This is a genomic window from Streptomyces sp. NPDC001709 (genome assembly GCF_053596375.1).
Map to the genome: position 1 here is coordinate 1 of NZ_JBSFGB010000032.1, position 12482 is coordinate 12482.

The 12482-nt window shown below is 73.9% G+C and carries 10 protein-coding genes and 1 pseudogene; 3 read left to right on the forward strand and 8 right to left on the reverse strand.

Annotated elements, in window-relative coordinates:
* Positions 1-222: 222 nt before the first annotated feature.
* Positions 223-1359 (reverse strand): glycerate kinase, encoded by a 1137-nt coding sequence (locus ACWC0C_RS35360; protein ID WP_450868304.1) that lies wholly within the window; start codon positions 1357-1359, stop codon positions 223-225.
* Positions 1360-1524: 165 nt separating this feature from the next.
* Between ACWC0C_RS35360 and ACWC0C_RS35365 the strand changes: the two genes are divergently transcribed.
* From ACWC0C_RS35365 to ACWC0C_RS35375, 3 genes are all read left to right on the forward strand, one after another.
* Positions 1525-2601 (forward strand): ADP-ribosylglycohydrolase family protein, encoded by a 1077-nt coding sequence (locus tag ACWC0C_RS35365; protein ID WP_449197833.1) that lies wholly within the window; start codon positions 1525-1527, stop codon positions 2599-2601.
* 28 nt (positions 2602-2629) lie between these two features.
* Entirely contained in the window at positions 2630-3124 is a 495-nt protein-coding gene (locus tag ACWC0C_RS35370; RefSeq protein WP_450868306.1) for an NUDIX domain-containing protein, read from the forward strand.
* Positions 3125-3219: 95 nt separating this feature from the next.
* Complete coding sequence (locus ACWC0C_RS35375; RefSeq protein WP_450868308.1) at positions 3220-3531, forward strand: hypothetical protein; 312 nt, start codon at positions 3220-3222, stop codon at positions 3529-3531.
* 16 nt (positions 3532-3547) lie between these two features.
* Here ACWC0C_RS35375 and ACWC0C_RS35380 read toward each other — a convergent pair whose 3' ends face one another.
* The 7 genes and pseudogenes from ACWC0C_RS35380 to ACWC0C_RS35410 form a co-directional block, all read right to left on the reverse strand.
* Positions 3548-4519, reverse strand: a complete 972-nt coding sequence (locus ACWC0C_RS35380; RefSeq protein ID WP_449197836.1) for a phage baseplate protein — start codon at positions 4517-4519, stop codon at positions 3548-3550.
* A 153-nt stretch (positions 4520-4672) separates the two neighbouring features.
* Positions 4673-5155 carry a methylated-DNA--[protein]-cysteine S-methyltransferase gene (locus tag ACWC0C_RS35385; protein ID WP_450868310.1) on the reverse strand — a complete coding sequence of 161 codons (483 nt, stop codon included), beginning with the start codon at positions 5153-5155 and terminating at the stop codon, positions 4673-4675.
* 11 nt (positions 5156-5166) lie between these two features.
* The gene (locus tag ACWC0C_RS35390; RefSeq protein WP_450868312.1) at positions 5167-6645 is read right to left on the reverse strand and encodes an AlkA N-terminal domain-containing protein; all 1479 of its coding nucleotides are present in this window, start codon (positions 6643-6645) and stop codon (positions 5167-5169) included.
* A 140-nt stretch (positions 6646-6785) separates the two neighbouring features.
* A complete protein-coding gene (locus ACWC0C_RS35395) occupies positions 6786-8633 on the reverse strand; it encodes a hypothetical protein (protein ID WP_450868314.1) in 1848 nt (615 codons plus the stop codon).
* Between the two features lie 71 nt (positions 8634-8704).
* A complete protein-coding gene (locus tag ACWC0C_RS35400; protein ID WP_450868316.1) occupies positions 8705-10294 on the reverse strand; it encodes a serine/threonine-protein kinase in 1590 nt (529 codons plus the stop codon).
* The gene (locus ACWC0C_RS35405) at positions 10291-12048 is read right to left on the reverse strand and encodes an FHA domain-containing protein (protein ID WP_450868318.1); all 1758 of its coding nucleotides are present in this window, start codon (positions 12046-12048) and stop codon (positions 10291-10293) included. The genes ACWC0C_RS35400 and ACWC0C_RS35405 overlap by 4 nt, the downstream gene beginning before the upstream one ends.
* Before the next feature lie 8 nt (positions 12049-12056).
* Positions 12057-12482: pseudogene (locus tag ACWC0C_RS35410) on the reverse strand (hypothetical protein); the annotation flags it as partial.

A 12482-nucleotide genomic window follows, 5' to 3' on the forward strand; every position in this document is an offset into this window, starting at 1 on the left:
GGGCCCCGGACCAGCCAACGGTCCGGGGCCCCCTGCTTGTGTGGGCGACCTGGGGGCTCCGCCCCCAGACCCCCCTTTGCCCACCCGCCCACCCGACTCGGTAGGTCGAGAGGCGAGCCGAGGGTGGGAACGGCGAGGTAGCCCGAGACGGTGCCCACCCAGCCGACCGAGACGGGTGGGTGGGTGGGAAACGGGGGTCTGGGGGCGGAGCCCCCAGGGGCCTCAGGCCAGGTAGTCCTCGGCGATTCGGACGGCGACGCGCTCCAGGATCGGCCCGGCGTCCGCGATGCAACGAGCGACATCGGGCTCGACGGAAGTCAACGGGTACGCCCGCTCGATCCCGGCCGCCAGCAGAGCCTCACCCGGCAGACCCAGCCGACCGCACACCGCCACGACCTGCTTGCCCGCCGCCCGAGCCGCGGCAGCGACCCCCGCCGGCGCCTTCCCGTGCAACGTCTGCTCGTCCAGCGATCCCTCACCGGTGATCACCAGCGTGGCCCGTTCCAGCGCGGGCGCGAAGCCGAGGACGTCCAGCATGACCTCGATGCCGGGACGGAAGCGGGCGCCCAGCAGCAGGGCGCCGTAGCCGATGCCGCCCGCCGCGCCCGCGCCGGGCGACGCCGCGTACCGAGCCGACTGCGGCCCGGCCTCGTCCTCCAGCACCTTGGCGAAGTGGGCCAGCGCCGCGTCCAGGGTCTCCACGTCGTCCGGCGAGGCGCCCTTCTGCGGGCCGTAGACCGCCGGTGCGCCCTTCGGCCCGGTCAGCGGATTGTCGACGTCGCTGGCCAGCACCAGCTCCACCGAGGACAGCCGCGGGTCCAGGGCGGACAGGTCGGCGTGCGCGAGATCCGCCAGCCCGCCGCCGCCCGGCGACACCGGCTCGCCGTCCTCGTTCAGGAACCGCGCCCCGAGCGCCGACAGCATGCCCGCGCCGCCGTCCGTCGTGGCGCTGCCGCCGACGCCGAACACGATCGTCCGGGCGCCCGCGTCCAGCGCGGCGCGCAGCAGCTCGCCGGAGCCGTACGTGGAGGCCGTGAGCGGCGCGAAGACTCCGGCCGGCAGGCGCTGGAGGCCGCTCGCCTCGGCCATCTCCACGACGGCGGTCTGCCCGCGCAGCGCGAACGCGGCCGTCACCTCCTGGCCCAGCGGCCCGGCGACCCGCACCTCCCGCCGCTCGAACCCGGCCGCGACCGCCGCGTCCACGGTCCCGTCGCCGCCGTCGGCCACGGGCAGCGCCTCGACCTGGAGGTCCGGCACGACCCGGCGCAGCCCAGCCGTCACCCGCTCGGCGACCTGCACGGCCGTCAGCGAGCCCTTGAACTTGTCCGCGGCGATGAGCACCCGACGGGTCTCGTTCACTGCAGCGTCCGCCACCTTGCTTTCCCCTTGCTCTCCGGGCCCCGCGCACGTCAGGGCCAGTCGCGCCGCTGCGACCTTAACCGGAGGAGCCCCCCGGCGTCATGCCCCGACCGAAGGCTGGGCAGCGGCTGGGAGGAGCCTGGGGAAAACGGGTAGATCCCCGTCATGACCAGCCAACGCCGGCAGCCCGACGGCCTCGCCGACCGCATCCACGGCGGCTGGCTCGGCCGGATCGCGGGCAACATGCTCGGCAAACCGGTCGAGCAGGGCGAGGTGTGGACCCGCGAGCGCATCGACCGCTATCTGCGCAAGGCCGCGGCCCTGCCGCTCACCGACTACCTGCCCGGGCCCGCCGACCCGGCCGACGGCGCCGTACTGCGGCCGGAGTGGCGCCAGTGCGTGCGCGGCCGTATCCACGGCAGCGTGCGCGACGACGACGTCGACTACGCGATCCTCGGGCTGCACCTGCTGGAGACGTACGGCTTCGGCTTCAGCACCGAGGACGTCGGCGAGCTGTGGCTGCTGCGGCTGCCGTACTTGCAGACCTTCACCGCGGAGCGGGCGGCGTACCGCAACCTCGCCAACGGGCTGAAACCGCCGCTGACGGCGACGTACGACAATCCGTACCAGGACTGGATCGGCGCGCTGATCCGCGCCGACGTCCACGGCTGGACCCGCCCCGGGGACCCCGTGGGTGCTGCCGGCCTCGCCCGCCGGGACGCGGTGCTGTCGCACACCGGGAACGGGGTGTACGGCGCCATGTGGGCCGCCGCGCTGATCGCCGCGGCCTTCACCGCCCCCACCGTGCGGGACGCGCTCGATGCGGCCCTCGGCGTGATCCCGGCGAGCAGCCGGCTCGCCCGTACCGTACGGCGGGTCATGACCCTGCACGAGACACGGCTGCCCTGGGAGGAGACCCTGGCCACGCTGGCCGCGGAGACCGCCGGGCTCGGCTGGATCCACACCGTCCCGAACGCCGCCGTCCTCACCGCCGGGCTGCTGTACGGCGACGGCGACTTCACCCGGACCGTCGCGCTGACCGTGCGGGGCGGCCTGGACACCGACTCCAACGGGGCGACGGCGGGCTCGGTGGCCGGGGTCCGCACCGGCGCGGCCGCGATCCCGGCCCAGTGGAAGGACCCGCTGGAGGACACGGTACGGAGCGCGGTGTTCGGCTTCGACGGCGTACGGATCAGTGCGCTGGCCGAACGCACCCTGCGCCTGGCGACAGCAGGCCCGTAGCGGTCCTTCGGCTGGTTACCCTTCCCCAATGACCACGACTCCTGACTTCGCCGCGTACATCGCGAGCCTGCCCCGTGTCCTCGCCGGTTCCGCCGCGCTCTTCCGGGACGCCGAGGGGCGCGTGCTGCTGGTCGAGCCCAACTACCGCGAGGGCTGGGCGCTTCCGGGCGGCACGATCGAGTCGGACGACGGGGAGACCCCGCGCCAGGGGGCCCGCCGGGAGACGCTGGAGGAGATCGGGCTCGACCGGGAGCTCGGCCGGCTGCTGGCCGTGGACTGGGTGCACGGCGCGGGCCGCCCGCCGCTGGTGGCGTACCTGTACGACGGCGGTGTCCTCGCGGAGTCCGACCTGAAGGCGATCCGCCTGCAGGAGGAGGAGCTACTGTCCTGGCGCCTGGTCCCGCGCGAGGAGATCACCGACCACCTCCCCACCGCCCTAGGCCACCGTGTCCTGACCGCGCTGGACGTCCTCGCGGACGGCTCCGGCACCGCGGAACTGGAGAACGGCCGCCGGGTGGCATGACGAGAGTCGGCTGCTCCAGAGGAAATGACGCCGGCTCAGTACCAGGAGCTCGCATTCATGAACAACCTGAACGACGCAAGGAGTGCGCTGCGCCGGTGAACGATCCTTCCCGCGTGGACGACGACCGGGGCTGCCTCCTCCTGGTCCTCGCCGTGCCCCTGGCCCTTCTCACCCTCATTGCCGCGTACTTCTGCTGGACAGCCCTCACCATCCGCCCCTCCGGGTCATGGGACCACGACGCGTACGCGGGCATCGTTCTGTCATGTGTCCTGACCATCGGGGCGGCCGCTGCAGCGGCGGCCATGTGGGCACTGCCGCCGGTGCGTCGGGTCATGCGCTGGTGGTGGATGGGACCGGCTCTGCTGCTCGGAGGGGTCGCCGCAGTGCGCTGGGCGGCGGGCGTTTGAGCCCGCCGCCTGCCTGTCAGACCAGGTCCTTCTTGTAGAAGATGCTGGAGCGGCGGTCGCCCTCGTCGCCGGTGGCGAAGCCTATGAAGAGGCGGGCCTCACCCGCGTCGGTGCGGTAGACGGCGAGGCCCTCGGGCTCGCGCCAGTGCAGGGTGGAGCCGGCCTTGGTGAGGACCGGGCCCTGAGCGATCTTGCCGGTGTTCACATTGATGCTGGTGAGTTTGGTGTTGCCGGGAGCCTTGTTGGTGGACGAGTAGTGGTCGCCCGTCTGGAAGTACATGTACGAGCCGTAGAGCGTGTAGCCCTGCGGGGTACCGGGGATCGCCGGCGGGGTGAACTTGACGAGCGGCTCGCTGAAGTCGCCCCTGTCGGTGTCGGAGAGCTTGTAGATGGCGATGTGCTTGGCGCCGTCCTTGTGGTAGCGGACGATCATGCGCTGGTACACCGGGTCGATGGAGCAGGTGTACTCCGAGGCGCCGGAGATCGGCCGGAACCTGCCGAAGCTGGTGGAGGACGCGTCGAGGGTGGTGCCCGGCTGGTACTTGATCAAGGCGAGCTTGGTGCCGAAACCGTTCTTGTTGGCCTCGCACTCGATCCACAGCCAGCTGGCGCCGCCGATCGCGCGGACGCCGAAGGAGACGCCGTGGCCGAAGCCGTTGAGGTGCATGTACGACTTGTAGTTGCCGTGGAAGTCGAGCTGGCTGATACACAGGTCACCGGCCGACTCCGGGCTGCCGGACCGCTTGGCGGCCACGAACAGGCGCTTGTTGTCCGAGTCGAAGGCGAAGCTCTGCTGGACGCGCTTGCTGTGCAGCACCTTGTCGCGGAACAGGTCGTAGGAGGGCTTGGCCAGGTCGAACCGCTTGGTCGCGCTCACCGCGGCGGACGCGCTCTGGGCACCGAATCCGAGGCCGAGCGCGGCGAGTGAGGCGCCCGCGCCGGTACGCAGAAGTCCCCGACGGGTAAGGGATGCGGAACTGAACTCCATGCGAACCTCCTGGGAAGAGTAAACGGATTCCCAAGACCTTACGCATGGAGATCGACTCGAGGTGTCAGCGGGTCGGGCCGCACCGCGTTTGTGGCAGGTTTGCGACGGACAGACCGGCGCCCGGTGCAAGGGCCGCACGCGGACAACGGCGGCTCAGAACAGGTCCGTACCGCGCTCGAAGTCCAGCAGTCGGCGCTTGCGGTCGAGGCCCCCGCCGTATCCGGTGAGGTCGCCGCCCGCGCCGATGACCCGGTGGCAGGGCACGATGATGCCGATCGGGTTCCTGCCGTTGGCAAGGCCCACCGCGCGGGAGGCCTTGGGGCTGCCGAGGGCGTCGGCGAGTTCGCCGTACGAGCGGGTCTCGCCGTACGGGATGCGGGTCAGCTGGTTCCAGACGCTGCGCTGGAACGGGGTTCCGTCCAGGCGGAGTTCGAGGTGGAACTCGGTCAACTCGCCCGCGAAATAGGCCGCCAGCTGCTTCTCGGCCTCGGCGAAGGGCGTGTCGTCCAGGCTGCCGAAGGTTTCCTCCGGCGGGCGGTGGCGCTGGTCGGTCATGTAGAGGCCGCACAGGACGCCGTCGTCGGCGACGAGGGTGAGGGGGCCGTAGGGGCTGTCGATGACGGTGTGCTGCTTCATCGAGAAGATCCTTACACGGGAAGGAAGTTGATGGGGTGGCTGTCGGTCGCCCACAGGTACTGCACCGCGTAGGCCCGCCAGGGGCGCCAGGCCTCGGCGCGGGCGGTGAGCGCGGCCGGGGTGGAGGGCAGGCCCAGCTCGCCGGCCGCGCGCCGGATGCCGAGGTCGGTGGGGAGGAAGGCGTCGGGGTCGCCGAGGGCCCGCATGGCGATGACGTCGACCGTCCAGGGCCCGAAGCCGGGCAGTTCGAGCAGGCGTGCGCGGGCCTCCGCCCAATCCGCCTCCACCCCCAAGTGCAGGGTGCCGTCGGCGAGTTGGCGGACGAGGGTGGTGAAGGTGGTGCGCCGGGTGCGGGGCATCGCCAGGGTTTCGGGGTCGACGCCGGCCAGTGCCTCGGGCGCCGGGAAGAGGTGGGTGAGGCCGCCCTCGGGGTCGTCCAGGGGCTTGCCGTGCGCCGTGACCAGGCGGGCGGCGTGGGTGCGGGCGGCGGCCGTGGACACCTGCTGTCCGAGTACGGCGCGGACGGCGAACTCGGCCTCGTCGACCGTGCGCGGTACCCGGCGTCCCGGGGCCTTGTCGACCAGGGGCGCGAGGAACGGGTCCGTGCGCAGGTGGTCGTCGACGGCGACGGGGTCGGCGTCCAGGTCGAGCATGCGGCGGCAGCGGCTGATCGCCACGGTCAGGTCACGCAGGTCGCTGAGCGTGAGGCGGCAGGCGATGTGGTCGGGGCGCGGGGCGAGGGAGACGATCCCGTGGCCGTACGGCAGTCGCAGCGTGCGCCGGTAGGCGCCGTCCCGCCACTCCTCGACGCCGGGTACGGCGGTGGCGGCGAGGTGGCCGAAGAGGTTGGACGGGTTGAGCGGGGCGCGGAACGGCAGCCGCAGGCCGAGCGCGCCCGGTGTGCCGGGCCCGGACTGCGGCGCGCGGGCGCGCAGCTCGCTCGGGGTCAGGGCGAAGACCTCGCGGACGGTGTCGTTGAAGGTCCGGATGGAGGAGAATCCGGCCGCGAAGGCGATCTCCGCCATGGGAAGCGGGGTGGTCTCGATGAGCAGCCGCGCGGTCTGGGCGCGCTGGGCGCGGGCGAGCGCGAGGGGGCCTGCGCCCAGCTCGGCGAGGAGCTGCCGCTCCACCTGACGGCTGCTGTAGCCGAGCCGGGCGGCGAGTCCGGGCACACCCTCGCGGTCCACGACGCCGTCGGCGATCAGCCGCATCGCCCGGGCCACCAGGTCGGCGCGCCGGTTCCACTCCGGGGAGCCGGGGCTGGTGTCCGGGCGGCAGCGCTTGCAGGCCCGGAACCCGGCCTGCTGACAGGCGGCCGCGCTCGGGTAGAACGTCATGTTCTCCGGCTTGGGCGGGACGACGGGGCAGCTGGGCCGGCAGTAGATCCGGGTGGTCAGGACGGCTGTGAAGAACCATCCGTCGAACCGCGCGTCCTTGGACTGCACAGCCCGTACGCAGTGCTCCCGGTCGAGGTGCGTCGCTGTCTGCATGCGTCCAGCATCGGCCACGGCAGGGGCCATGTGCTGGCGGAATTCCGACATGTACCTCCGGGTGACCAGGACATTCTTCCGGGCGGGCCTCCTGTCCGTGCCGGCGGCCTGCGGGATGCCCGGCCCACCCGGGTACGACATCAAGGACAGACGTAGGTGAAGCTCGCCTCCGCCTCCATCGGGGCCGTCTGGTGCGCGATCCTGAGGCGGGCGGTCCCCCGGAAGCGGCCCGGACCGCGGACCGTCCAGCGCAGGTGCACCCTGACCCGGCGCTCACCGCGGTGGGCGGTGCGGACCAGTTCGCCCGAGTCCTGGCCGTTCGCGCGCAGCCACCGGTATGTGACGGGGCCGCCGTGCCCGTCGGTGGTGACGACACCGACCAGGTCGGCCGTCTGGCCGCAGTGCAACGGCCCTGCGGGGGCCTGGACTTGGACGGCGACCACCGCAGGGGCGGGGGCTGGTCGCAGCAGGAGCCAGAGCAGAACCGCGGCGATCGCCACGACGGCGGTGGTGATGATCCAGCCCCGGCGTCTTCGGCGCGGGCGCTGCCGGGCGGGTACCGCTGCCGCCGTGCGCCACCGGGCGCGCAGGACGTCCTGCTCCTCGACGGGAACCCCGGGCCCGAACCGCAGCATGATCTCGCCGGAGTCCTCCCCGGCCGGCACCTGAGGCAGGGTCACCCGGTTGCGCTTGCCGAGGACGGTGGCCTGGGTGTCCGGGGCCGTGGCGCGGCGGACACGTCCGGGTGTGGTGAGCTGATCGGCGGCGGACGGCGGATGAGATCCCGAGCCCGGCAACGCAGCTCCCCGGTCCGGAACTGCGGCACCGGACGTCTGCCCGGCCGTCGCCGACTGATCGGCGGCGGCCCGCGGATGAGATCCGGAGCCGGGCAACGGGGCTCGCGTGTCCGGGCCGGGGGCGGCCGGCCGGTGGTGCGGGGGGACCGCCTCGGGGGTGCGGCCTGGTTCGGTGGCCTCGCCGGTCCGCGTGACCTCGTGCGGGGCACCACCGGACGGCGGAGCCCCGTCAGCCACGGCGGTCGACCGGGAGACGTGGTCGGCGCAGGCCTCGCGTGGAGCGGGGTCCGCTGGGGTCGGTGAGGGGTGCTGGTCCAGGGGTTGTGCCGGACGCCGGTCCCTCGGTGGCGCGAAGTCCGGCACCGAGGCGGCCGCGGCCGCGCGGAGTGCCGTACGGCGCAGGAAGTCCGCCGGGAGCGCCGCGCGCCCGGCCACCAGCACGGCCCGGGCCGCCGCCAGCCCGTCGGCCTCGGCAGTGGCGGAACAGCGGGCGAACAGCTCGGCCGCAGGGGTTCCGGGCTGCGTCCAGGCGGCACCGAGGGCGCGGGCCAGGGCGGCCCAGGCCGCGGCGTCGGCCGCCTGGCAGCCGGAGAACGGCGCCGCACTCGGCACCGGCACCGCAGCCGCACCGGCGTCCGCAGCCTGGCACCCGGCGCCCGGCTCGTACCCCGACGCGGATGCCTGACGCCCGGCATCCGGCGCGTCCCCCAACACGGCACACAGCCCCGCCTCGGCCATCAGGGCGACCCCGTCCGGCGCGATCACGACGGTGTCCGGGGTGAGCGAGCCGTGGGTCAGGCCTGCCGTGTGCAGGGCGAGGAGGGTCTGGGCGGTTTCGTTGAGGATGCTGGCGGCACTGCCCGCGTCCGGGCGGGGGCCGTCGGCGGACGACAGGATGTCGGCGAGCACGGGGGCCGGTGGCCGGGCCGTGAGCAGCCATACCTCGCCGGCCTCGGCCACGAGGTCGACGGTGCCGAGCAGTCCGGGCAGCCGGAGCCTCGCCGTGGCGAGCACCACGGCCGCCAGGCGCTCGCGCGTGCCCTCGGGCACGAGCAGGGCGCGGTCGATCCGCAGCGCGCCGGCGGCGTGATCGCCGGAGCGGGCGGGGAGCAGCGCGTGCCAGGTGCCGTGGCGCGTGTCCCGCGACCAGCCGGACAGGGGCCGGCCGGCCACTGTGGTGGCTGTCGTCATGTCGTCGTGTCGATCCGTTCTCGTCGCGGCAGGGGCGGCTTTCGGCTCCCTCGGCCCCCTCGGTGGCGTGGTCAGCACGGCGGTGCGTCCAGGGAGGCCGTCTGGGAGCCGTTCGCGGCCGCCGGATCGCTGCTCAGCGTGACGTACCAGGTGCCCCGGCACGGGTGGTTGGAGAAGTCGGCCTCGAAGGTCAGGTCGTACCGGGTGCTCCCGGACAGCGGCCGGCTCTGGGAGCCGTAGGAGTCGGCGGGTGTGTCGACGTAGTAGTTCGCGGTGACGGTCAGCGGTCCGGTGCCCGTCGTCTCGACCGTGACCGCCGCGACGAGCGTGCCCGGTCTCTGTCCGCGCTGCCAGGAGCCGATGGTCAGGGTGACCGTGCCGGCGGTGGGCGCGCTCGGGAACGCGGTGGCAGGCGGCTCGGCCGGTGCGGTCGTCTCCGTGGACGGGGCCGGTGCGGACGACGGGCCGTCCGAGGGCGTTCCGGAGGGCGACGCGTCGGCCGAGGGCGGGACGCTGCCCGGCGAGGCGGAGGCAGAGGCGGAGGCAGAGGCGGAGGTGGACGGCGACGGGGAAGGGGAAGTGCCGGGGAAGGCAGGTGAGTTGACGGGGGACGGGGTCGACATCGCCACCGTCGTCGACGTCTCGTGCGGCCGGCCCGTCGCGTACGTCGCTCCGCCCGTGACGACCACCAGCGCGGCCACCCCACCGGTCGCCGCCTTCCATCCCCCGCGTTTCAGCCGGCCCAGCAGGGTCAGCGCACTGGCCGAGCCTTCGAGGGTCGCGGTCGTGGTGAACGGGAACAGCAGGGCCAGCAACGCGGCGAGTTCCGCCAGTCTCCGGCGGCCGCGCTCCTCCCAGCCGGCGCCGTAGCCTTCGCCGGCGCAGCGTTCCAGGCGGGCGAGGAACGTCTCGACACCGGGCCGGTCCGCCGGGTCCTTCGCCAGGCCCGCGCGCAGCAGCCCGCGCACCGGCGCGGGTACGTCGTCCAGCGGGGCCGGAGCCCGCAGGTGCTGCAGGCGCAACGCGGTCACGTCGTCGCCGGGGAACGGCCGCCGGCCGGTCAGGCACTCGAAGAACACCACGGACGCCGCGTACACGTCGGCGGCCGGGCCGGCGGGCTCGCCGTTCCACTGCTCGGGCGCCATGTAGGCGGGCGTGCCCGCGGCTTCGGTCTCCCGGCCGCCGCGCACCGCGATGCCGAAGTCGGCGAGCGCGCTGGTGCCGTCGGCGCGGACCAGGACGTTCTCCGGCTTGTAGTCGCGGTGCACCACCCCGGCCGTGTGGGCCGCGCCCAGCCCGAGCAGGGAGCCCTTGAGCAGGACGAGCGCGGCCTCGGGGCCGGTCGCCCCGTGCCGGCGCAGCAGTTGGCGCAGGCTGACGCCGTCCACCGCCTCCATCACGATCGCGGCACCGGCGCGTGCCTCGACGTACTCGTACAGCCGCACCACGCACGGGTGCCGCAGTTCGCCGAGCAGCCGGGCCTCGGCGCGGAAGCGGGCCAGGAACTCGCGGTCCGCGCGCAGGCGTTCGCTGAGGTACTTGATGGCGACGGGCACGCCGGTCGCGGTGTGCCGGGCGAGGACGACCCGGCCGCCGGCTCCCTCGCCGAGCGTGCGGACGGCCGCGTAGCCGGGTACGGCCCAGCCCACGTCTTCGGTCATGCCGTCCCCTCCACGGGCGCGGTGATCCCGGCACCCTGCGGTACGTCCTTCGCGTCCCGGCGGCGCCGTACCCGGCGCAGCAGCCAGCGCACCGGGGCGGCCCACACCGGGAAGGCGACCAGGGCGACCACGGCCGCCTCGATCACCGTGGTCCACGGCTCGGCCAGCCGGCCTTCCAGCAGGTCGCCGATCCGGGAGCGCCAGGCCAGCAGGGCGAGGGCGAGGAAGCCGTAGGTGCCCACGACGACCGCGAGGCCGTAGGCGGCCATGCCCGCCTGGCGGGGGCCCGGTCGGTTGCCCGCGCGCAGGTCGCGCCACAGGCCGGTGCGGAAGTAGGCACTCGCCTCCTCGCGCAGCCGGGGCACCCTGAGCGCGTCGGTCAGCGCCTGGTAACCGTCCAGCGGCATCAGCGGGTTGAAGTTGTAGAGGGTGTTCAGGTACAGGCCGAAGGCCAGGTGGTAGAGGACGGCCGAGGCGGGGCCGGCGGGCAGCAGGGCCGCGCCCGTGGCGCACCAGCCGGCCAGGGCCGCCGTGGACAGCGGTCCCGACAGGGCCACCACGACCCGTGACCAGCGGGTGCCGAACCACATGTCGCTGGTGTCCACGAACGCGAACGGCATGCCCATCATCAGCAGGAACCCGCCGCGCCTGACCTTGCGGCCGTACGACTTCACGGCCAGCGCGTGCGTCAGCTCGTGGACGAGCAGGGCCGTGACGTATCCGGCGGCCAGCAGGACCGGGCCCCACACGCCCGCACCGCCGAAGTCCAGCAGGTGGTGGCGGCCCTGTGCGGCGAAGACCGCGGTGAGGCCGCCGGCCACCGACAGCCAGGCGAGCAGCACGCCGGACCGGGTGAACAGCCGCCAGCCGAAGGCCTGGTAGAGCCGGGTCACCAGCCGGTCGAGGCCGGGGACGGACACCTCCAGTTTCAGCAGCGCCCGGTGCAGTGCGCGCGCCGCCCGGCGCCAGCCCGTCGGCCGCTCCTGCTCCGGCCGGCCGGGCAGGCCGCGCAGCAGCCCGGCGTCGGCGAACGCGGCGAGCGCGGACTCGATGCGGGGCAGGGCGAGTTCGCCGTACCGCTCGGCGTAGGCGAACAGCAGGTCCCGTACGGTGTTCTCGCCGTCGACGGCGTGCCAGAGGAAGACCTGGCGCTCGTCCAGTTCCAGGTAGCGGCCGGTGCGGGTGCTGCTGAGCACCCAGCGGGGGGCGCCGCGCTCGGTCGGGATCTGTTTGAGGGCCCAGCCGGAGCGGCGGCGGGGGCGCGCGGTGAGCGGGCCGTTCGCCTCCGGGGCCTCCTCCTCTCCGGCGGTGGGCAGTTGGGTCAGCTGGGTGCCGACGACCATCGTGCGGGAGCCGATCCGGGCGTCGCGGGGCTGCTCGAACACCAGGCGTACGTCGCCCACGGACAGCTCGGTGCCGTCGGCGAGCCGGGCCGCGCCGCCGTGCAGGTCGACGCCGGCGACCGCGGTGCCGTTGAAGGAGTCCAGGTCCTCGATCCGGAAGCCCTCAGCGGTGCGGACGATACGGGCGTGGCGGCGCGAGACGCTGGTGTCGGTCAGGACGACGTCGTTGTCCTCGCCGCGGCCCAGCGTGGTGACCGGGCCGGTGAGGGCGACGAGCAGCGTGGGGTCGTCGAGGCCGCGCAGCTGGGGCGCGGCGTACGACGTCGGTGCGGCGCCCCGGCGCTGGGTGCCGCAGTGCAGGCAGTACGGGAAGTCGCGCCGCACGTGGACGCGACAGACATGGCAGAGCATGCGGTGGCTCAGCCCGCGCCGGAACCGCTGGCGAACGTTCCGCCGTCGAAGCCTGCGTCGCCTTCCGCGGCGGGGCCGGAGTCCGCAAGGTGCGTGGCGGCGTTTCCGAGGTCGGAGGCGGGCAGGCCGCCCTGGACGATGATGTGATCACCGCTGCCGTCCTCGCCCGAGGCCGGCAGGCCGCCCTGGACGATGATGCGGTTACCACCGCCGGGCTCACCGAAGCCGCCGGGGCGCCGACCGATGTTCTCCGGGTCACCGCCGCCGTTTCCGTCGCCCCCACTGTCACCGCCGCCATGGCCACCGCCACCGCTGGGACGGTTGGTGTTCTCAGGGTCACCGCCGCCCTCACCACCGCCGCCACCCTCACCACCACCATGGCCACCACCGCCACTCGGACGATTGGTGTTCTCCGGATCACCGCCGCCCTCACC

Excerpts from the sequence above, each read along its gene's own strand:
- ACWC0C_RS35365 (WP_449197833.1), top strand. The coding sequence starts at position 1,525 with ATGACCAGCCAACGCCGGCAGCCCGACGGCCTCGCCGACCGCATCCAC.
- ACWC0C_RS35370 (WP_450868306.1), top strand. The coding sequence starts at position 2,630 with ATGACCACGACTCCTGACTTCGCCGCGTACATCGCGAGCCTGCCCCGT.
- ACWC0C_RS35380 (WP_449197836.1), bottom strand. The coding sequence starts at position 4,519 with ATGGAGTTCAGTTCCGCATCCCTTACCCGTCGGGGACTTCTGCGTACC.
- ACWC0C_RS35385 (WP_450868310.1), bottom strand. The coding sequence starts at position 5,155 with ATGAAGCAGCACACCGTCATCGACAGCCCCTACGGCCCCCTCACCCTC.
- ACWC0C_RS35390 (WP_450868312.1), bottom strand. The coding sequence starts at position 6,645 with ATGCAGACAGCGACGCACCTCGACCGGGAGCACTGCGTACGGGCTGTG.
- ACWC0C_RS35395 (WP_450868314.1), bottom strand. The coding sequence starts at position 8,633 with ATGACGACAGCCACCACAGTGGCCGGCCGGCCCCTGTCCGGCTGGTCG.
- ACWC0C_RS35400 (WP_450868316.1), bottom strand. The coding sequence starts at position 10,294 with ATGACCGAAGACGTGGGCTGGGCCGTACCCGGCTACGCGGCCGTCCGC.
- ACWC0C_RS35405 (WP_450868318.1), bottom strand. The coding sequence starts at position 12,048 with ATGCTCTGCCATGTCTGTCGCGTCCACGTGCGGCGCGACTTCCCGTAC.